Source organism: Sphingomonas abietis (assembly GCF_027625475.1).
GTDB lineage: Bacteria > Pseudomonadota > Alphaproteobacteria > Sphingomonadales > Sphingomonadaceae > Solisphingomonas > Solisphingomonas abietis.
The window spans coordinates 3,112,845-3,131,011 of the sequence record NZ_CP115174.1 but is presented as its reverse complement, the minus strand read 5'-3'; the positions used below and the strand labels follow the sequence as shown (position 1 = coordinate 3,131,011).

General features: G+C 66.2%; 19 protein-coding genes. 13 read left to right on the top strand and 6 right to left on the bottom strand.

Annotated elements, in window-relative coordinates:
• Positions 1 to 9: 9 nt before the first annotated feature.
• Complete coding sequence (locus PBT88_RS14720; RefSeq protein ID WP_270076079.1) at positions 10 to 1,653, bottom strand: putative bifunctional diguanylate cyclase/phosphodiesterase; 1,644 nt, start codon at positions 1,651 to 1,653, stop codon at positions 10 to 12.
• Positions 1,654 to 1,943: 290 nt separating this feature from the next.
• Here PBT88_RS14720 and ffh point away from each other — a divergent pair, with 290 nt between their 5' ends.
• The 6 genes from ffh to rplS all read left to right on the top strand — a co-directional run bounded on the left by ffh (position 1,944) and on the right by rplS (position 6,064).
• Positions 1,944 to 3,437 (top strand): signal recognition particle protein, encoded by a 1,494-nt coding sequence (gene ffh / locus PBT88_RS14715; RefSeq protein ID WP_270076078.1) that lies wholly within the window; start codon positions 1,944 to 1,946, stop codon positions 3,435 to 3,437.
• Positions 3,438 to 3,564: 127 nt separating this feature from the next.
• On the top strand, positions 3,565 to 3,987 hold the full coding sequence (gene rpsP / locus PBT88_RS14710; RefSeq protein WP_270076077.1) for a 30S ribosomal protein S16: 423 nt from the start codon (positions 3,565 to 3,567) through the stop codon (positions 3,985 to 3,987).
• A 140-nt stretch (positions 3,988 to 4,127) separates the two neighbouring features.
• Positions 4,128 to 4,613: a ribosome maturation factor RimM gene (gene rimM, locus PBT88_RS14705; protein WP_270076076.1), complete on the top strand. Its 486-nt coding sequence runs from the start codon at positions 4,128 to 4,130 to the stop codon at positions 4,611 to 4,613.
• A 1-nt stretch (position 4,614) separates the two neighbouring features.
• On the top strand, positions 4,615 to 4,944 hold the full coding sequence (locus PBT88_RS14700) for a hypothetical protein (RefSeq protein WP_270076075.1): 330 nt from the start codon (positions 4,615 to 4,617) through the stop codon (positions 4,942 to 4,944).
• Positions 4,941 to 5,687: a tRNA (guanosine(37)-N1)-methyltransferase TrmD gene (gene trmD / locus PBT88_RS14695; protein ID WP_270076074.1), complete on the top strand. Its 747-nt coding sequence runs from the start codon at positions 4,941 to 4,943 to the stop codon at positions 5,685 to 5,687. Before PBT88_RS14700 ends, trmD begins: the two co-directional genes overlap by 4 nt.
• A complete protein-coding gene (gene rplS, locus PBT88_RS14690; protein WP_270076073.1) occupies positions 5,684 to 6,064 on the top strand; it encodes a 50S ribosomal protein L19 in 381 nt (126 codons plus the stop codon). The genes trmD and rplS overlap by 4 nt, the downstream gene beginning before the upstream one ends.
• 224 nt (positions 6,065 to 6,288) lie before the next feature.
• Here the strand turns inward: rplS and PBT88_RS14685 are convergent, their stop codons facing one another.
• Positions 6,289 to 7,179: an MBL fold metallo-hydrolase gene (locus tag PBT88_RS14685; protein WP_270076072.1), complete on the bottom strand. Its 891-nt coding sequence runs from the start codon at positions 7,177 to 7,179 to the stop codon at positions 6,289 to 6,291.
• A gap of 102 nt (positions 7,180 to 7,281) precedes the next feature.
• Between PBT88_RS14685 and PBT88_RS14680 the strand changes: the two genes are divergently transcribed.
• Positions 7,282 to 9,525 (top strand): S9 family peptidase, encoded by a 2,244-nt coding sequence (locus PBT88_RS14680; RefSeq protein WP_270076071.1) that lies wholly within the window; start codon positions 7,282 to 7,284, stop codon positions 9,523 to 9,525.
• Positions 9,526 to 9,751: 226 nt separating this feature from the next.
• Entirely contained in the window at positions 9,752 to 10,780 is a 1,029-nt protein-coding gene (locus tag PBT88_RS14675; RefSeq protein ID WP_270076070.1) for an aspartate-semialdehyde dehydrogenase, read from the top strand.
• A 49-nt stretch (positions 10,781 to 10,829) separates the two neighbouring features.
• Here PBT88_RS14675 and PBT88_RS14670 read toward each other — a convergent pair whose 3' ends face one another.
• On the bottom strand, positions 10,830 to 11,372 hold the full coding sequence (locus tag PBT88_RS14670) for a DUF922 domain-containing protein (protein ID WP_270076069.1): 543 nt from the start codon (positions 11,370 to 11,372) through the stop codon (positions 10,830 to 10,832).
• Positions 11,373 to 11,389: 17 nt separating this feature from the next.
• Positions 11,390 to 11,686, bottom strand: coding sequence for a PspC domain-containing protein (locus tag PBT88_RS14665; protein ID WP_270076068.1), 297 nt, complete (start codon positions 11,684 to 11,686; stop codon positions 11,390 to 11,392).
• A gap of 298 nt (positions 11,687 to 11,984) precedes the next feature.
• Between PBT88_RS14665 and PBT88_RS14660 the strand changes: the two genes are divergently transcribed.
• The 3 genes from PBT88_RS14660 (at position 11,985) to PBT88_RS14650 (ending at position 14,250) form a co-directional block, all read left to right on the top strand.
• Positions 11,985 to 12,206, top strand: a complete 222-nt coding sequence (locus PBT88_RS14660) for a hypothetical protein (protein WP_270076067.1) — start codon at positions 11,985 to 11,987, stop codon at positions 12,204 to 12,206.
• Complete coding sequence (locus tag PBT88_RS14655; protein ID WP_270076066.1) at positions 12,187 to 12,954, top strand: alpha/beta fold hydrolase; 768 nt, start codon at positions 12,187 to 12,189, stop codon at positions 12,952 to 12,954. Before PBT88_RS14660 ends, PBT88_RS14655 begins: the two co-directional genes overlap by 20 nt.
• 90 nt (positions 12,955 to 13,044) lie before the next feature.
• Complete coding sequence (locus PBT88_RS14650; protein ID WP_270076065.1) at positions 13,045 to 14,250, top strand: GGDEF domain-containing protein; 1,206 nt, start codon at positions 13,045 to 13,047, stop codon at positions 14,248 to 14,250.
• Between the two features lie 34 nt (positions 14,251 to 14,284).
• Here the strand turns inward: PBT88_RS14650 and PBT88_RS14645 are convergent, their stop codons facing one another.
• Both PBT88_RS14645 and PBT88_RS14640 read right to left on the bottom strand, forming a co-directional pair.
• Complete coding sequence (locus PBT88_RS14645) at positions 14,285 to 14,761, bottom strand: peroxiredoxin (RefSeq protein WP_270076064.1); 477 nt, start codon at positions 14,759 to 14,761, stop codon at positions 14,285 to 14,287.
• A 60-nt stretch (positions 14,762 to 14,821) separates the two neighbouring features.
• On the bottom strand, positions 14,822 to 15,775 hold the full coding sequence (locus PBT88_RS14640) for a glycosyltransferase family A protein (RefSeq protein WP_270076063.1): 954 nt from the start codon (positions 15,773 to 15,775) through the stop codon (positions 14,822 to 14,824).
• Between the two features lie 103 nt (positions 15,776 to 15,878).
• Here PBT88_RS14640 and PBT88_RS14635 point away from each other — a divergent pair, with 103 nt between their 5' ends.
• The gene (locus tag PBT88_RS14635; protein WP_270076062.1) at positions 15,879 to 16,439 is read left to right on the top strand and encodes a YqgE/AlgH family protein; all 561 of its coding nucleotides are present in this window, start codon (positions 15,879 to 15,881) and stop codon (positions 16,437 to 16,439) included.
• Positions 16,440 to 16,585: 146 nt separating this feature from the next.
• Entirely contained in the window at positions 16,586 to 18,007 is a 1,422-nt protein-coding gene (gene ahcY / locus PBT88_RS14630) for an adenosylhomocysteinase (protein ID WP_270076061.1), read from the top strand.
• Positions 18,008 to 18,167: the final 160 nt, after the last annotated feature.

The following is an 18,167-nucleotide window of genomic DNA, read 5'->3' as shown; positions in this document are numbered from 1 at the left end:
TGCGGACGGTCAGGCGCGCTTCTGGGCGAGCCCTTCGTCGGGCAGCGGGCCGCGCGCGCTCGGCAGCAGGCCGGCTTCCGCCAACAGGCGGCGGGTGGCGGCGATCGCCATCGGCTTGCCGAAATGCCAGCCCTGGCCCTTGTTGCAGCCCATCTTGCGCAGGCTGTCGTAGATGCCCTGGTCCTCGATGCCCTCTGCCGTGATCGGCAGGTTGAGGCTTTCGCCGAGCCGCGAGATGGCGTTGACGATCGCGGCCGATTCCGGATCCTTGTTCATCGCCGTCACGAAGCTCTTGTCGATCTTGATGCGATCGAAGGGCAGCGCGCGCAGATGGGCGAGCGAGGAATAGCCGGTGCCGAAATCGTCCAGCGCGAGGCGGATGCCCTGATTCTTAAGGCTGCCGACGATCGACTGAGCGAGACTGAGATTCTGGAACAGCGAGCTTTCGGTGATCTCGATCTCCAGCCGGTTGGCAGGATAGCCGGTCTCGACCAGCAGCTTGACGATCTTCTGCGCCAGCCACGGGTCTTTCAGCTGGGCCGGCGCGATGTTCACCGACAGGGTGATGCTGGGATCCCAGTCACGCGCCTCCAGGAAGGCGCGGCGCATCACCGAGACGGACATGTCCGCGATCAGCCCGCATTCCTCGGCCACGGGAATGAAATTGTCGGGCGGGATCACGCCGCGGGTCGGATGCTCCCAGCGGGCGAGTACCTCGAAGCCGATGATCTTGCCGGTTTCGAGATCGATCTGCGGTTCGTAATAGGGCACGAACTGGCCGAGCGGGATGCCTTCGCGCAGGCCCGCCTCGACCGCGTTGCGGCTGACCAGCTCGCGCTCCATCGTCGCATCGAACCAGGCGTGGCGGCCCCGTCCGGCGCCCTTGGCGGCGTGCATGGCGATGTTGGCGCGGCGCAGCAGCGCTTCGACCGAGTGGCAATCGGATTCGGAACGGGCGATGCCGATCGAGGCGCCGATATGAGCGGTGACGGTCTTGGTGATGAGCGGCTGGCCGAGTGCGCCGACGATATAGTCGGCGATCGAATCGACCGTACTGGTGTGGCGCGCATCGAATGGCAGCAGCACCGCGAACTCGTCGCCATCGAGCCGGCCGGAAACCGCGGATGCGGGCAGGGCCTTGCGGATGATGTCGGCCGCTGCGCGCAGGATGGTGTCGCCTGCGAGATGGCCGTGCATCTCGTTGACGGTCTTGAAATGATCCAGATCGACGATCAGCAATGCCACCGCCTTGTCACGCCGCATCGCCTGCGCGATCATCGCGGCGCCTTCCTCAGCAAGCGACCGGCGGTTGAGGAAGCCGGTCAGGTCATCGGTGCGCGCGAGCGTGGTCGCGCGGGCCTCGGCCTCGTCGCGCTGGCTGCTGGTGGTGACGAGATCGCGATAGCGGCGCCAGCCGAACAGGATCAGCGCGAGGTTCAGCAGCATCCCCGCGATCAGCATGCGATCGCTCGAGCCGATATCCCGTGCGTGGCTGGTGCGGCCGAGCAGATTCTCCAGCGAGCCGACATAATGCCAGCCGCTGCCCGCAAATATGACGATGCCCGCCAGCACGATTCCGCCGGTGACGAGATCGCGCCGAGCCCGGCTCACCGCCCTTGCGGCGTAATTATCGTCGGCCCGTCGCTTCGCCATCCCTGCCAAATCCCTGCCAATTCCCTGTTTCGGCAAGGTCCGTCTTCGTCGTAAAGCGTGTAGAAGCCGTAAAGATCGCCGCATTCGCCGGGCCGATACGCCCGCGCTCGACTTCGGCTTGCGTTTGGACGCGCGCTCGGCTAACTGCCGCCGCGATCGTTCCGCAAGGATCGTGATGGCTCCAGCACCGATCCTTTTGAGGGTCGTGCCCGCCGGCCGGCGAGTTTCGCCCGCCGGCGCTTTGTGCGTTGAGGCTATCGCGACATCCGAGCGGCTATGGAGTGTGGCGCATGTTCGAGAGTCTGAGCGAAAGGCTGGGTGGCGTTTTCGATCGCCTGCGTGGTCGTGGTGCGCTCAACGAGGCCGATGTGCGCCAGGCGATGCGCGAGGTTCGCATTGCGTTGCTCGAGGCCGACGTCGCGCTGCCGGTGGTGCGCGATTTCATCGACAAGGTGACCGAGGCGGCCGTCGGCCAGTCGGTGCTGAAGTCGATCACGCCGGGCCAGCAGGTCGTCAAGATCGTCAACGACGCGCTCACCGAGATGCTGGGTTCGGAAGCCTCCGATCTCGAACTCGGCGTGACGCCGCCCGCGATCGTGATGATGGTCGGCCTGCAGGGCTCGGGCAAGACCACCAGCACCGCCAAGATCGCGCGGCGCCTGAAGCAGAAGGGCGCCAAGAAGGTGCTGATGGCGTCGCTCGACGTCAATCGCCCGGCCGCGCAGGAGCAGCTGGCGGTGCTCGGCACCCAGGCGGACGTCGCCACGCTGCCGATCGTGCAGGGCCAGCAGCCGGTCGACATCGCCCGCCGCGCGCTCAACGCCGCGAAGCTCCAGGGCTTCGACGTGCTGATGCTCGACACTGCCGGCCGTCTCCACGTCGACCAGGCGCTGATGGACGAGATGAAGGCGGTCGCCGACGTCGCGACCCCCAACGAGATCCTGCTGGTGGTCGACTCGCTGACCGGCCAGGACGCCGTCAACGTCGCGAAAAGCTTTTCCGAGCAGGTGCCGCTGACCGGCGTGGTGCTCACCCGCATGGACGGCGATGCCCGCGGCGGCGCGGCGCTGTCGATGCGTGCCGTCACTGGCAAGCCGATCAAGTTCGTCGGCACCGGCGAGAAGCTCGACGGGCTCGAGCTGTTCCAGCCGGGCCGTGTCGCCGGCCGCATCCTCGGCATGGGCGACGTCGTGTCGCTGGTCGAGCGCGCCGCGGAGACGATCAAGCAGGAGGATGCCGAGAAGCTCGCCGAGCGCATGGCCAAGGGGCAGTTCGATCTCAACGACCTGCGTGGCCAGCTCAACCAGATGCGCAAGATGGGCGGCCTCGGCGCGCTCGCCTCGATGCTGCCGGGCATCGCCAAGGTGAAGAACGCGATGGCCAACGGCCAGGTCGACGACAAGGTCTTGGTTCACATGGACGCGATCATCGGCTCGATGACGCCCAAGGAGCGCGCCAAGCCCGAGCTGCTCAACGCCAAGCGCAAGATCCGCGTCGCCAAGGGCTCCGGCACCACCGTGCAGGAGGTCAACAAGATCCTGAAGATGCATCAGGAAATGGCGACGATGATGAAGAAGATGAAGAAGATGGGCGGCCTCAAGGGGCTCGCGGCCATGTTCGGCAAGGGTGGCGGCGGCATGGGTGGCCTCGGCGGTGCCGGCGGACCCGGTGGCGACCTGCCTCCCGGCTTCGGCGGCGGCGGCGGCGGCGGCGGTGGTCTGCCCGGCCTTCCCGGTGGCCAGCAACTGCCCCCCGGCTTTCAGAATTTCATGAAGAAGAAATGAGTTAAACCAAACCCATCGTCATCCTGACGAAAGTCAGGATCCGGAGCCGCAGGCGTCATCGCCCGAAGCCCCTGATCCCGGATCAAGTCCGGGATGACGGATTAAGATAGCAAGAAGGAAGACCCAAATGTCCGTTTCGATCCGTCTGTCGCGTGGTGGCTCCAAGAAGCGCCCTTATTACCGTATCGTCGTCGCCAACTCGACGGCGCCGCGCGACGGCCACTTCCTGGAGAAGATCGGCACCTACAACCCGATGCTCGCCAAGGATGACGAGAAGCGCGTGGTGCTTGACACCGAGCGTGCCAAGCACTGGATCTCGGTGGGCGCGCAGCCGACCGATCGTGTCGCCCGCTTCCTCGACGCCGCTGGCGTTCTCGAGCGTGCCGCGCGCAACAACCCGAAGAAGGGCGAGCAGGGCGAGAAGGCCAAGGAGCGCGCCGAGGAGCGTGCCTCGAAGGCCGCTGCCGCCGCCGAAGCCGCTGCCGAGGCTGCCAAGCCGAAGGAAGAGCCGGCTGCCGAGGTTGCTGCCGAGGAAACCACCGAGGCGTGATGCTTCGGGCGCCCGTCATCTCGATAGGGTGGCGGGCGCTTTCCTTTCCCACCGTTCGTCCTGAGCCTGTCGAAGGACGTGCAGCCATCGCTGGGTGTGGGGCACGTGCTTCGACAGGCTCAGCACGAACGGAGCCCTGAGTGGCTGAAAACTCTGAGAAACTGGTCATCCTCGCTGCCGTGGTCGGCGCGCATGGGATCACGGGTGAGGTTCGCCTCAAGCTCTTTACCGACGATCTCGCGCGCTATCCCGCGCTGACCGGCAATGGGCGTCCGCTGACGCTCAAGTCGGTGCGCCCCGGCCCGAACGGCGCGGTCGCGCGCTTCGCGGAAGTCACCGATCGCAACGCCGCGGAAGCGATGCGTGGCACCCAGATCGCTGTGCCGCGCGCGTCGCTGCCCGATCTGGGCGACGACGAATATTATCATGCCGATCTGATCGGCGAACCCGCCGTCTCCACCGCGGGGGACGAACTCGGTCGGATCGTCGACGTGGTCGATTACGGCGCCGGTGATCTGATCGAGATCGAGCGGCCGGACGGCAAGCGCTTCCTCGTGCCGATCAAGGCCGGGGTGGACGATCTCGGCCCGCCGATCCGCGTCCATGCCGAATTCGTGGAAGCCTGAGATGAATCCAGCCACCTCCTATTTCCTGATCGTGCTGGCGTTGCAGGCGGCCTTCACCGCTGGGCTGATCCTGCTTGTCGGCCGCCGTTTCCCGGCAAGGCTGCGGCTCTATCGCTGGATCGCCCCGGCGCCGGTGCCGATCCTGTTCTTCCTGCTGGTCGTCTATGCGTTCGTCGGCACCTATGTGCAGTTCCTGCACGACACCGGCATGCCGTTCAAAGCGAGTATGCTCCTGCCGATCGGGCGTTTCGCGATCGCCTATGCGGTGCTGTGGCTGATCGGGCTGCTGTTCGCAGGGATGCTCATCCGCCTCGTCTTCCGCCGCCGATGAGCTTCGCGGCGACGATCCTGACCCTGTATCCGGAGATGTTCCCCGGGCCGCTCGGCATCAGCCTGGCCGGCCGGGCGATGGCCGAGGGGAAATGGTCGCTCGACGCCGTGCAGATCCGCGATTTCGCGACCGACCGGCACCGGTCGGTGGACGATACGCCATCCGGCGGCGGCGCGGGCATGGTGATGCGCGCCGATGTGCTGGCGAGCGCGCTCGATGCGACCACCGCGCGCTATCCGGGCGTGCCGGTCCTCGCGATGACGCCGCGCGGCGCCCCGCTCACCCAGGGGCGCGTCCGTGCGCTGGCGGACGGTCCCGGCGCGATCATCCTGTGCGGCCGGTTCGAGGGAATCGACCAGCGCCTGTTCGATGCCCGCGCCATCGAGGAGGTCTCGATCGGCGACTATATCCTCTCGGGCGGCGAAATGGCGGCATTGACGCTGCTCGACGCTTGCATCCGGCTGCTTCCCGGCGTAATGGGCGCCGCTTCGAGCGGAGACGATGAGAGCTTCGAAACGGGGCTGCTCGAATATCCACATTATACCCGTCCCACCGAGTGGGAGGGGCGCACGATCCCCGAAGTGCTGCGATCGGGGGATCATGCGAGGATCGACGCCTGGCGGAAGCGCGAGGCCGAGACCATCACACGGCTAAGGCGGCCGGATCTTTGGGAGCGCCACGAGGGCGTTCGGATCCAGTCGCCCTCTGGCGCGCGGCACAAAGACGGGACTGACAAGTCATGAACCTGATCCAGACGCTCGAGGCCGAGGCCATCGCGCACTTCAACGAGACCAAGAAGATTCCGGTGTTCCGCCCGGGTGACACGCTGCGCGTCGGCGTGCGCGTCGTCGAAGGCGAACGCACCCGTGTCCAGAATTTCGAAGGCGTGTGCATCGCCCGCGCCAACAAGGGCATGGGTTCGAGCTTCACCGTCCGCAAGATCTCGTTCGGCGAGGGTGTCGAGCGCGTCTTCCCGCTTTACTCGCCCAACGTCGACTCGATCGAGGTCGTGCGTCGCGGTGTCGTGCGTCGCGCGAAGCTCTATTATCTGCGTGGCCGCACCGGCAAGTCGGCACGTATCGCCGAGCGCAAGGACAATCGCGAGAAGACCAAGGCCTGAGCCTTACTCCGCGAGAGTTTCGGAAAGGGCGTCGGCAGGATACTGCCGGCGCCCTTTCTGTTTGCGCCGACTGCGTGATGGGGCACTTCCTTCGTCCTCCGTTCGCGCCGAGCGAAGTCGAAGTGCAGCTATGGGGGCATGGCCTTCGACGGCGCTCAGGCTGAACGGGTGTTGCGAATGGAGATCGAGAAGAGGCGAGGCGAGTTGCGCTCCCCCGCCGTCTCTCAGGGCAGCTTAGGCACCCAGCTATAGCCATCGCCGGCCTTTACCACGAACCCGACACCCGGAAACGGGAAGTGCGGCGCGAAGATGCGCTCGTGGCTGGCGGCGAGGCGGGCGAGTTCCGCCTCGCGGGTGGCGCGTCCCTCGGCCGCGTCGGTATCGTAGGCGATCGTCCAGCCGGGCTTGGCGAGCGACACGATGGCGCTGTGCGCGGTATCCCCGATATCGAGCAGCCGGGTCTTGCCGGAGCTGATCTCATAGCCCGAATGGCCCGGCGTATGGCCGGGCAGCGGCACCGAACGGATACCGGGGATCACTTCGGCGCCGGGCGCGAAGGTCCGCACCTTGGTGGCGATGACCGTCGCGATCGCGCCGCCCTTCGATTGCAGGAACGCCCATTCCGGCGCCGACATGCGGATCGTCGCATTGGGGAAGGCGAGGCCGCCCTCCTTGGTCACCAGCCCGCCGATATGGTCGGGGTGGGAATGGGTGATCAGCACGTCCGTCACCTGGCCGGGCTCGACATGCGCGTCGAGCAGGCTGAGCGGCAGCACGCCGCCCACCTTGGGGCCGAGGCCGGTATCGAGCAGCACGACATGCCCTGGCATCTCAACCAGCAGCGCATCGACGCCGAGCGCGATCTGGTCGGTCGGCGCATGGGCGTCGGCGAGTATTTGGGAGATGGCCGGAACTGGCTGGCCGACGCCGAGCACGCTGCCGTCATTGGGCACGACGTTCAGCATGTCGCGCAGGGCATAGGCCGTGAATGCTCCGATCTTGAACGCGGTTGCGGTCGGGGTAGCGGGTGACGGTTTCGCGAAGGTCGGCGCGGCCATCAGCGCGGCCGGTACGATCGCAGCCGCCGTGGTGGCGATCAGGGTGCGGTGGGCCATGCTCATATCCTTGTGCCGTGCCGGTTCGCCCGATGCTAACCCAGCAACGGGCCTCTCGACCAGATGTCTTGCTGCGGGGCGTCGCATGGCCCAAGAAGCGCCATGCGTTTCCTTGCCTTTGCGGCCCTGCCGCTGCTCCTCGCCGCCGCGCCGATCCCGGCCGTCCCCCAGCAGCCGCTGACCATCGACCGGATCTTCGCCAGTCCGTCGCTGTCCGGGCCGACGCCACGCGCCGTCCGCCTGTCGCCGGACGGCAAGCTGGCGACCCTGCTCAAGCCGCGCACCGACGATCGCGAGCGCTATGATCTGTGGGCGGTGGATACCACCACCGGCGCCGAGCGGATGCTGGTCGACAGCAAGAAGGTCGGCTCGGGTGCTGTGCTCAGCGAGGCCGAGAAGATGCGCCGCGAACGCGCCCGCGTCGGCGGCACCAAGGGCATCGTCGAATATGACTGGGCGCCCGACGGCAAGTCGGTGCTCGTGCCGATCGACGGCGATCTCTATCTGGCGAAGCTCGACGGCAGCGTGCGACGGCTGACCGACACGCCGCAGTCCGAGATCGACGCCCATGTCTCCGAAGGTGGCCGCTTCGTCAGCTTCGTGCGCGACCAGAATCTGTTCGCGATCGATCTCGCCTCCGGCCGCGAGCGGCAGCTCACCCAGGAGGGCGGCGGCACCGTCACCTGCGGCACCGCCGAGTTCGTCGCGCAAGAGGAGATGGATCGCGACACCGGCACCTGGTGGGCGCCGGGCGACGCGCATGTCGCGGTCGAATGCTATGACGAGGCGAAGCTCAACACCGTCACCCGCGCCGCGATCGGCGCCGACGGCACCAAGACCTTCGACCAGCGCTACCCCGCCGCCGGCACCCCCAACGTCACCGTCTCGCTGTCGGTGACGGCGGCGGACGGATCGCATCGCGTCAAGGTCGATCTCGGCGCCGATCCGGACATCTATGTCGGCCGCGTCGACTGGTCCGAGGATGGCCGCACGCTCTACGTCCAGCGCCAGAGCCGCGACCAGAAGACGCTCGACATGCTCGCCGTCGATCCGGCAACCGGCGCCGCGAAGATCCTGTTCACCGAGCGATCCAAGACCTGGGTGAACCTCAACGACGATTTCCGCCCGCTGAAGGACGGCAGCCTGATCTGGGGCTCGGCGCGCTCGGGCTTCCTCCATCTCTATCGCTTCGCCGACGGGAAATGGACGCCGCTGACCCATGGCGACTGGTCGGTCGAGATGAACGGCCAGTCTGCCCATACCGGGCTGGTCGGCGTCGACGAGGCCAGCCATCGGCTGTTCTTTCTCGCCAACAAGGACGATGTGCTGGAAAGCCAGCTCTACACGATCGACTATCTCCATCCCGGCGAGCCGCAGCGGTTGACCGAGCGCGGCTACTGGAACGAGGCGGTAATGGACAAGGCGGGCACCCACATGCTCGTCACCCGATCCTCGCCGAGCCAGCCGGCGCAGGTCTATCTCGCCGACACGGCGGGAAAGAGGATCGCCTGGATCGAGGAGAACCGGCTGGACGCGAGCCATCCTTATGCCCCCTATCTCGCCGCGCACCGGCCGGTTTCCTACGGCACGCTGACCGCGGCCGATGGATCGGTGCTGCACTATGAGATGATCACGCCGGTGCTCCAGCCGGGCCAGCATTATCCGGTGTTCTTCGAGCATTATGGCGGCCCGGGCGCGCAGCAGGTCAAGCGCAGCTGGATGGGGCCGATGCCGCAATATTGGGTGTCGAAGGGCTGGATCTACTTCCAGATCGACAATCGCGGCTCGCCCAACCGCGGCACCGCGTTCGAGAACCAGATATATCACGCGATGGGCAGCGTCGAGGTCGAGGACCAGGCCACCGCCGCGCGCTGGTTGCAGAAGCAGGCCTATGTCGATCCCGCCAAGATCGCGATCTCGGGCTGGTCCTATGGCGGCTACATGACGCTCAAAATGCTCGAGAAGGCGCCGCCGGGGCTCTATGCGGCCGGCATCGCCGGCGCGCCGGTGACGAAGTGGGAATTGTACGACACCCATTATACCGAGCGCTATCTCGGCAATCCGGCGACCGATCCGAAGGTCTATGCAGGCTCGGACGCGATGGCCGACGCGCCGAAGATCGCCACGCCGATGCTGCTGATGCACGGGCTGAGCGACGACAATGTCGTGTTCGAAAACTCCGCCGCGCTGATCAATCGATTGCAGGAGACCGACACGCCGTTCGACATGATGCTCTATGTCGGCCAGACCCACCATATTGCGGGCGAGGGCAGGCAGGCGCACGTCCAGAAGACGATGGAGCGCTTCCTGGACGAGAAGGTGCTGCACACCACGCCGGTGCCTTGATCGCTCCTAGCCCTCGTCCTGGCTTTCGCTGGGATGCCGGAAGGCGGCTGAGCCGAGATGGCGTTACGTCGGATACTGTCCCGAACGAAGCAGATTGGGGCCAGCCCTCCAGCCGCGCGAAAGCCCAGCTAAGGCGCGCCCAAGCCGGCAAGGCTTGGACAATAAGCGCAAAGGGCCTAAGGGACCGCGCGCAACATTTGCACATCGGATTATCGAAAGGACTGAGATGGGTTACCGTGTCGTTGTCGCGGGTGCTACCGGCAATGTCGGGCGTGAAATGCTCGCCATTCTCGCCGAGCGCGAGTTCCCGATCGACGAGATCGCGGTGGTCGCATCGTCCCGTTCGCAGGGCAATCAGGTCGAGTTCGGCGACACCGGCAAGATGCTCACCATCAAGAATATCGAGCATTTCGATCCGACCGGTTGGGACATGGCGCTGTTCGCGATCGGCTCGGAAGCGACTAAGATCCACGCGCCGCGCTTCGCCGCCGCCGGCTGCACGGTGATCGACAATTCGTCGCTCTACCGCATGGACCCCGACGTGCCGCTGATCGTGCCCGAGGTGAACCCCGAGGCGATCGACGGCTATGCCAAGAAGAACATCATCGCCAACCCGAACTGCTCGACCGCGCAGATGGTGGTGGCGCTGAAGCCGATCCACGATGCCGCCAAGATCACCCGCGTCGTCGTCTCGACCTACCAGTCGGTGTCGGGCGCCGGCAAGGCGGGGATGGACGAGCTGTTCTCGCAGAGCCGCAACATCTTCGTCGGCGACTCCGCCGAGCCGCACAAGTTCACCAAGCAGATCGCGTTCAACGTGATCCCCCACATCGACAGCTTCCTGGATGACGGCTTCACCAAGGAAGAGTGGAAGATGGTGGTCGAGACCAAGAAGATCCTCGATCCCAAGATCAAGGTGGTCGCCACCTGCGTGCGCGTGCCGGTGTTCGTCGGCCATTCCGAGGCGATCACCATCGAGATGGAGAATGAGCTCTCCGCCACCGACGCGCAGAAGATCCTGCGCGAGGCGCCGGGCATCATGCTGATCGATAAGCGCGAGGATGGTGGCTATATCACGCCGGTCGAGTGCGTCGGCGATTTCGCCACCTTCGTCAGCCGCGTGCGCGAGGATCCCACCGTCGAGAACGGGCTCGTGCTGTGGTGCGTCAGCGACAATCTCCGCAAGGGCGCGGCGCTCAACGCGGTGCAGATCGCCGAACTGCTCGGCCGCCGCCACCTCAAGAAGGCGGCCTGATCGAACGGAACGATGCCGGCTTCGGGCGGCATCGTTCCGCCGGCCGGCGTTATCGGACGGGCGGTGCCTTGGATTGCATCGCGCCGTGCCGGGTCAGCATGTCGTAGCGGGTTTCCCAGCGGTTGATCGCATCGATCGCGTGCTGCCCATTCTGGCGGACATGCGCGCAGTCGCTGGCCAGCACCGCGCGCTTCACGTCGTCGATATGGAGCGAGGCGTAGCGGGCATGGCCCGCCTCATGCGCCTTCAACTCGCCGAGATAGGTCTGCCAGCGCCGGCGGAGCGCGGGATCGAGGCGGTCCTGATCGCGCAGGCGCGGCAGCATGACGGTGATCGCATAATCGAGCTTGGCGCCGACGACGCGGCAGCTCTTGCCCGACACCAGCGAATCGGCCTGCCAGCGCACTCGCCAGCTCGTGCGCGCCGCGATTTCCAGGCCTCCGGCGCGGCCCATGCCTTGCGTGGCGATGGAGCGGCCGATCGCCGGCCAGCTGTTTCCTCGCACGTCGTAATAGGCGATGTGCAGTCCATCGATCCCGGCGAGAGGATCGACGGACGACGAAAGCAGCAGCGCGGCGATCAGCGGGAGCATGGCGCCCCGCTAGCGGTTCACGCGGCCAGAGCCAATTCCCGTCCATCCTCGATCGGCACCGGGATGACGGCCGTGGCGGCGCTCGGCTGCGGCTTGGCCTTGCGGGGCGTCCGGACCAGCAGGCGGCTCGCGAGCACCGCGACGCCCATCGCGGCATAGGCGGCGAGCGTCCATTCGGGGCTGAAGATGATCGCCACCGCGAGCGACACGCGCAGCAGGAAGGGATTGAAGCCGAAATCCTCGCCGATGGCGTGGCAGATGCCGAGCAGATTGTCTTTCTTGGCGGCGGTTTCGGGGGCTGCGCTGTGGGACATCGTGGGTGCTCCGTCTTTCGTGCGGGGGCTTGCCCGCTGTCATGCCTCCGATATTGCAGGGGGCGTGCCAAATGCCGGAAAGCCCAGGTTCCGCGGTTTCTCGGTCGCGACCCGAATTTGCGGTTGGTGAAATCCGCCAAGCAGTGGCGCCATCGGCCATAATGTCATCGCCTCTCTGCTCGCTTCCGCGCCGCGTCAACGTGAGCGGCATCGCGACAGGATGGGTGGTGCCCGTCCTGCCCCGATCTCCAAACGCCGGTCGCCAAACGCCAATCGCGAAAAGGCCTTTCTGGGCGCCATGCGGCCCGCGCTCGGCTTCCAATTCCTCGGCGGCGCGAATATGGACCTGACCGTCGGCTCGTTCGACGAGCCCACCCGTTTCCGTCCTGCCTCCAACGTCTCGATCGAGACCGCGTTGGAGGCGTGGATGGATGTGTCCCATCTGCCGGCCCGCCGCCTCGATCACCATGCGCCGGCCGTCGATCGCTGGATGAACGCCCTTGGCAAGCTCCCCGACTGATCTGCCCGTCCACCGTTTCACCAGCTTCGACGGCGAGGAGATCGCCTATCGGGAGATCGGCGAAGGCCGGCCGGTGATCCTGATCCACGGCTTCTTCTCGACCGCGATGGTCAACTGGGTGCGTTATGGCCATGCGGCGCGCGTTGCCGCCGAAGGCTTCCGGGTGATCATGCCGGATCTGCGTGGCCACGGCGATAGCACCAAGTCGCACGATCCCGCCGCCTATCCCAGGGATGCACTCGCCGACGACGGGCTCGCGCTGATCGCCCATCTGGGGCTCATCGACTATGATCTCGGCGGCTATTCGCTGGGCGGGCGGACGACGATGCGGATGCTCGCGCGCGGCGCGACCCCGGGCAAGGCGATCGTCGGCGGCATGGGGCTGGAGGGGATCGTCCACACCGCCGGGCGTGGCGGCCATTTCCGGACGATCCTCACCAACCTCGGCGGCTTCGAGCGCGGATCGCCCGAATGGATGGCGGAGGCTTTCCTCAAGACGGTGGGCGGCGATCCGATCGCGCTGCTGCACGTCCTCGACACCTTCACCGACACGCCGCTGGACGTCGTGGAGACATGCGCGATGCCGGTGCTGGTCGTCGCCGGCAAGGACGATGACGACAACGGATCGGCGGCGGAACTGGCGGCGGCTCTTCCCCATGGCGTTCACGCTATCATCGCCGGCAATCACATGAGTGCGGTGACCCACAAGGGGCTGGGCGAATCGATCGCGCGGTTTCTCGCCGATTGACGGCTTTGCCGGGGAAATTTAGCAATTCCTTCATCGCGTCGGCGGAATAGAGCGTCGATGGAATCGACGGCGATCGTCCTTTTTGGCCTGGTGGCGACGAGCCTGTTGCTCAGCATCGCGCTGGCGGCGGCGTGGCGACGCTTCGGCCGCGAGGCCCATGCCGCCTTATGGTCGCTGGCCTATGGATTGTCGGCGGCGAATTGGGCCGCGAACCTGCTCAAGCTGTGGCTGCTGCCAGCCGATTCCGGACTGACCTTGATCTCCGTGGTCTGCTCGGTCGGCAGCTTCGCGCTGATCGCGCTCGGCTTTCGCAGGCGTGCGGGGCTGCCCTTGCGGTGGGATGCGATCGTGGCGGCGGCGTGCGTCACGATCATCTTCTCGACGACGGCGCTGCTGCGTTCGAATGCGGACAATTGGACTCGCGCGCTGATCGTGCTGTTCTGCTCGGCGATGCTGGTCGTCTCGGCCATGTCGTTGCGGACGAAACGAGGCGATGGCCGGCTGGCGACCGGCGGGGCGGCCTTCTGGATGCTGGCGCTGTTCGCCGTCTATACGATCGCGCTGGGCGTGCTGGCGCTCTGCTCGCCACCGGGGACGCACAATGCGGGATATGAAATCTATCGCCTGATGATGCTGATGGGCGTGCCGACCGGCCTGTTCGGTGTCGGCCTGTTCGCGATGTTCCTGCTCGCGGCCGATCTGGCCGAGGGGATGAGCCAGCTCGCCGGCAGCGATCCGCTGACGGGCATCCTCAACCGGCGCGGCTTTGAGCAGGCGGCGCTCCCCCTCGTCGCGCAGAGCATCCGGCGTTCGCAACCGCTCGCGGTGGTGATCGCCGACATCGATTGCTTCAAGGCCTTCAACGATCGCTTCGGGCACCATCTCGGCGATATCGTGCTCCAGCGTTTCTCCGCCTATATCGGCGGGACGATCCGGGGCTGCGATCTGTTCGGGCGGCTGGGGGGCGAGGAGTTCGTGCTGGTACTGCCGGATACCGGCGACCAAGCGGCGGTGGAGGCGATGGAGCGGGTCCGCGCCGGGTTGGCGACCGCCGTGCCCGAACTCGATCCGTCCTGCGCGATCACGGCCAGTTTCGGCATCGCGGTGATCGTGGGGCGTCACGAGACGCTGGGGGATATGATGCAGCGGGCGGATGCCGCACTCTATCGCTCGAAGGTGGAGGGGCGCGATCGAATCACGCTGGCGCCTGCCACTCTGGATGGCGAATCCGGGCTGCTTGCCGAGGATGAGCCCGAGTTCGACTATATGAACGTGGTGCGTCGGACCGCGGGCTGAAGCGGCCGGATCGATCGACCCGGCCGCCCGATCGTCAGAGCTGGCCGAGCAGGTAGTCGGCCGTGCTGACCTTGAATTCGCCCGGTGCCTCGACATTGAGCTGCTTCACCACGCCATCCTCGATCAGCATCGAGTAACGCTGGCTGCGGGTGCCCATGCCATATTTGGCGCCGTCCATGGTGAGGCCCACCGCGTCGGCGAAGGCGGCATTGCCATCGGCCAGCATGAGGACATCGCCGGCGCCGGCCGATTTGGCCCAGGCGCCCATCACGAACACGTCGTTGACGGACGTGCAGGCGATCGCATCGACGCCCTTCTCCCGCAGGGCGGCCGTCTTGTCGATGAAACCGGGCAGATGCTTGGCCGAGCAGGTCGGCGTGAAGGCGCCGGGCACCGCGAACAGCGCGACGGTCTTGCCGGCGAAGAAATCCTTGCCCACCGGCTCGGGGCCGTTCTCGGTCATGGTCGTGAAGGTGACGTCGGGGATCGTGTCGCCGATCTTGATGGTCATGGCTGAAGTCCTTTTGTGGGAAGGACGGCCTAGCCCAGCACCCCCACGAACGCCAAGCCTTCAGGCCTCCGCGGCTTCCTGCCGTCTGCGGCGGGTCAGCAGCGGGCGGGCGAGCGACGGCAGGGCGGTGAACAGGGGCATCATCAGCCGCCAGCGACGGGATCGCCGTTCAGCGTGGGAGCGCCGCAGCAACTGGATTCCGGCGCGGGTCTGCCCGGCGATCACCAGATCCTCGCCTTCGACCCAGCCGGCCTCATCCCGCATCCGATCGGCGAACAGGGCGGCGGTGGCCGCCTCGGGACGCCCGGCGAGTCGGATCGCCGCCTTGGCGTACATCCTGGCGGCGGCGCGCCGCAGGTTGAGCGCGGAGGAGGACAGCGAGCCCGGCCGCCGCCGGTAGAGCACCAGCGGCTCCGCGACATGGCCGATCGGCCAGCCGCGCTCCACGATCCGTATCCACAGATCGAGATCTTCCGCCGCCGGCAGATCCTCATCGAAACCGCCGACCGCATCGAACACGTCGCGCCGGATGATCGATCCGATGAAGACGTTGAAGCGGCGCCCGATCACGGCATCGAGCGTGCGCTCGCCCGTTTGCGGCAGATAGTCGGAAAAGCGGTGGCCGGCGCGCGAGGTCTGGCCGATGAAGGTGGCATCGCAGGTCACCATGCCCAGCGCCGGATCGGCCGCGATCGCCGCCACCATCGCCGCCAGATAGCCCGGCCCGTAAATATCGTCTCCGTCGAGCAGCGACAGCAAGGGCGCGCGGGCGTGGCGGACGGCATGGTTGCGGGCACAGGAGACCCCGCCGCGCGGCGTGGAGAAGAAACGGATGCGCGGGTCCGCCGCCGCATAGGGGGCGACGGCATCGGCGATGTCGGCCGCGCCATCATCGACCACGATCGCTTCCCAATCGGTGAAGGTCTGCGCGCGTAAGGATTCCAGCGCCTCGCCGACGAGATGGGCAACGCCCCAGGCGGGCACGATGACGGATACGGCTGGGGACGCGCTCATGTTGGCCGCCATATAGCAGCGGTGGTGGCTACTAACTCATGAACGAAACGCCATCTTCGAGGGTGATGTGGACCATCGTATGACATCAGGTTAGAGCGGAGGCATGGACAGCACGGGCTTCCTCACCGGGCAGATGCTGCTCGCAATGCCTGGCATCGGCGATCCGCGGTTTGAACGCGCGGTGATCGCGATGTGCAATCATGACGAGCAGGGCGCGCTCGGCATCGGCGTCGGCCAGCATGTTGCTGGCATCACCCTGCATACCCTGATGCGGCAACTCGATATCGATCCCGGGGTGGCGCCCGACGCGCCGCTTCATGTCGGCGGGCCGGTGGAGCCGCATCGCGGCTTCGTCCTCCACTCGAGCGATTGGGACGGCGAGGGCAGCATCGACGTGGAGGGGCTCTGGCGGCTGACCTCCACGCTGGATGTGCTGCGGGCGATCGCGGAAGGGCAGGGGCCGAGCCGCTGGATCGCGGCATTGGGCTATGCTGGCTGGAGCGCCGGGCAGCTCGATGGCGAGATGGCGGCCAATGGCTGGTTCTGCGTGCCGGGCAGCAGCGAACTGCTGTTCGGCCGCGAGGCGGGCCATCGCTGGTCGGCCGCCTTCGCGTCCGGCGGCATCGATGTCCGCCTGCTTTCCGCCAGCAGCGGACACGCCTGATCCGGGCCGACCGATCGCGCATGACGGTTTCGCGACACATATAAAGACATCTTTATATTTGCGTTATCGACCCTCTCGCGCTAGGGCGCGGGGCCTATGCCGGCCGCATGTCGCTGGGTCGGCGTCAAGCATCAGGAGCGCCTCGCGTGGCCACTGCCTCCGTTCTTCCCGACACCGACTATGTCGTCGCCGATATCTCTCTCGCCGGTTTCGGCCGCAAGGAGATCGAGATCGCCGAGACCGAAATGCCCGGCCTGATGGCGCTGCGCGAGGAATATGGCGCATCGCAGCCGCTCAAGGGCGCGCGCATCACCGGCTCGCTGCACATGACGATCCAGACCGCCGTGCTGATCGAGACGCTGGCGGCGCTCGGCGCCGAACTGCGCTGGGCGACCTGCAACATCTTCTCGACCCAGGACCATGCCGCTGCCGCGATCGCCGCGTCGGGCGTTCCCGTGTTCGCGATCAAGGGCGAGAGCCTCGCCGATTACTGGGACTATGTCGGCTCGATCTTCGATTGGGACGTGAATGGCGACGGCCAGACCGCCAACATCATCCTCGACGACGGCGGCGACGCCACCATGTTCGCGCTGTGGGGCGCCAAGATCGAGGCCGGCGCGATCCTGCCCGAGCCCGAAAATGACGAAGAGGTCGAGTTCCAGCGCGCGCTCAAGGCGTTCGTCGCCCGCAAGCCCGGCTACCTGACCGCGACCGTCCGCAACCTCAAGGGCGTGTCGGAAGAGACCACCACCGGCGTCCACCGCCTATACGAGATCGCCAAGAAGGGCGAGCTGCCGTTCCCGGCGATCAACGTCAACGACAGCGTCACCAAGTCGAAGTTCGACAATCTCTATGGCTGCAAGGAATCGCTGGTCGACGCGATCCGTCGCGCCACCGACGTGATGCTCGCCGGCAAGGTCGCCTGCGTCGCCGGCTTCGGCGATGTCGGCAAGGGCTCGGCGCAGTCGCTCCGCAACGGCGGCGCGCGCGTGATGGTCACCGAAGTCGATCCGATCTGCGCGCTGCAGGCGGCGATGGAGGGCTTCGAGGTCGTGACGATGGAAGAGGCCGTCGAGCGTGCCGACATCTTCGTCACCGCGACCGGCAATGCCGACGTGATCACCGCCGCGCACATGGCAGCGATGAAGCCGATGAGCATCGTCTGCAACATCGGCCACTTCGACAGCGAGATCCAGATCGCGGCGCTCAGCAACTATGAGTGGACCGAGGTCAAGCCCGGCACCGATCTGGTTCGCTTCCCGGACGGCAAGCAGATCCTGATCCTCGCCAAGGGCCGCCTGGTGAACCTCGGCTGCGCGACCGGCCACCCCTCGTTCGTGATGTCGGCGAGCTTCACCAACCAGACGCTCGCCCAGATCGAGCTGTTCACCGGCGCGACCAAATATGAGAACAAGGTCTATGTCCTGCCGAAGCATCTCGACGAGAAGGTGGCGATGCTGCACCTCGCCAAGCTCGGCGTGTCGCTCTCCAAGCTGACCGACAAGCAGGCCAGCTACATCGGCGTCAGCACCGAGGGGCCGTTCAAGCCGGATCATTACCGCTACTGATCGCAATCTGTTTCAAGATTGAGATGGGCACGGCCCGGGCGCTTGCGCGCTCGGGCCGTTGCTTTTTTGCGGGCCTGGTTGTGGCATTAATGCACCAAACATGAACAAAATGTAAGGTTCGTTTTCTCTCTTCTTGACCGTTCATGTCTGAATGTTGCTG

Excerpts from the sequence above, each read along its gene's own strand:
- PBT88_RS14720 (WP_270076079.1), bottom strand. The coding sequence starts at position 1,653 with ATGGCGAAGCGACGGGCCGACGATAATTACGCCGCAAGGGCGGTGAGC.
- ffh (WP_270076078.1), top strand. The coding sequence starts at position 1,944 with ATGTTCGAGAGTCTGAGCGAAAGGCTGGGTGGCGTTTTCGATCGCCTG.
- rpsP (WP_270076077.1), top strand. The coding sequence starts at position 3,565 with ATGTCCGTTTCGATCCGTCTGTCGCGTGGTGGCTCCAAGAAGCGCCCT.
- PBT88_RS14700 (WP_270076075.1), top strand. The coding sequence starts at position 4,615 with ATGAATCCAGCCACCTCCTATTTCCTGATCGTGCTGGCGTTGCAGGCG.
- trmD (WP_270076074.1), top strand. The coding sequence starts at position 4,941 with ATGAGCTTCGCGGCGACGATCCTGACCCTGTATCCGGAGATGTTCCCC.
- rplS (WP_270076073.1), top strand. The coding sequence starts at position 5,684 with ATGAACCTGATCCAGACGCTCGAGGCCGAGGCCATCGCGCACTTCAAC.
- PBT88_RS14685 (WP_270076072.1), bottom strand. The coding sequence starts at position 7,179 with ATGGCCCACCGCACCCTGATCGCCACCACGGCGGCTGCGATCGTACCG.
- PBT88_RS14680 (WP_270076071.1), top strand. The coding sequence starts at position 7,282 with ATGCGTTTCCTTGCCTTTGCGGCCCTGCCGCTGCTCCTCGCCGCCGCG.
- PBT88_RS14675 (WP_270076070.1), top strand. The coding sequence starts at position 9,752 with ATGGGTTACCGTGTCGTTGTCGCGGGTGCTACCGGCAATGTCGGGCGT.
- PBT88_RS14670 (WP_270076069.1), bottom strand. The coding sequence starts at position 11,372 with ATGCTCCCGCTGATCGCCGCGCTGCTGCTTTCGTCGTCCGTCGATCCT.
- PBT88_RS14665 (WP_270076068.1), bottom strand. The coding sequence starts at position 11,686 with ATGTCCCACAGCGCAGCCCCCGAAACCGCCGCCAAGAAAGACAATCTG.
- PBT88_RS14660 (WP_270076067.1), top strand. The coding sequence starts at position 11,985 with ATGCGGCCCGCGCTCGGCTTCCAATTCCTCGGCGGCGCGAATATGGAC.
- PBT88_RS14645 (WP_270076064.1), bottom strand. The coding sequence starts at position 14,761 with ATGACCATCAAGATCGGCGACACGATCCCCGACGTCACCTTCACGACC.
- PBT88_RS14640 (WP_270076063.1), bottom strand. The coding sequence starts at position 15,775 with ATGAGCGCGTCCCCAGCCGTATCCGTCATCGTGCCCGCCTGGGGCGTT.
- PBT88_RS14635 (WP_270076062.1), top strand. The coding sequence starts at position 15,879 with ATGGACAGCACGGGCTTCCTCACCGGGCAGATGCTGCTCGCAATGCCT.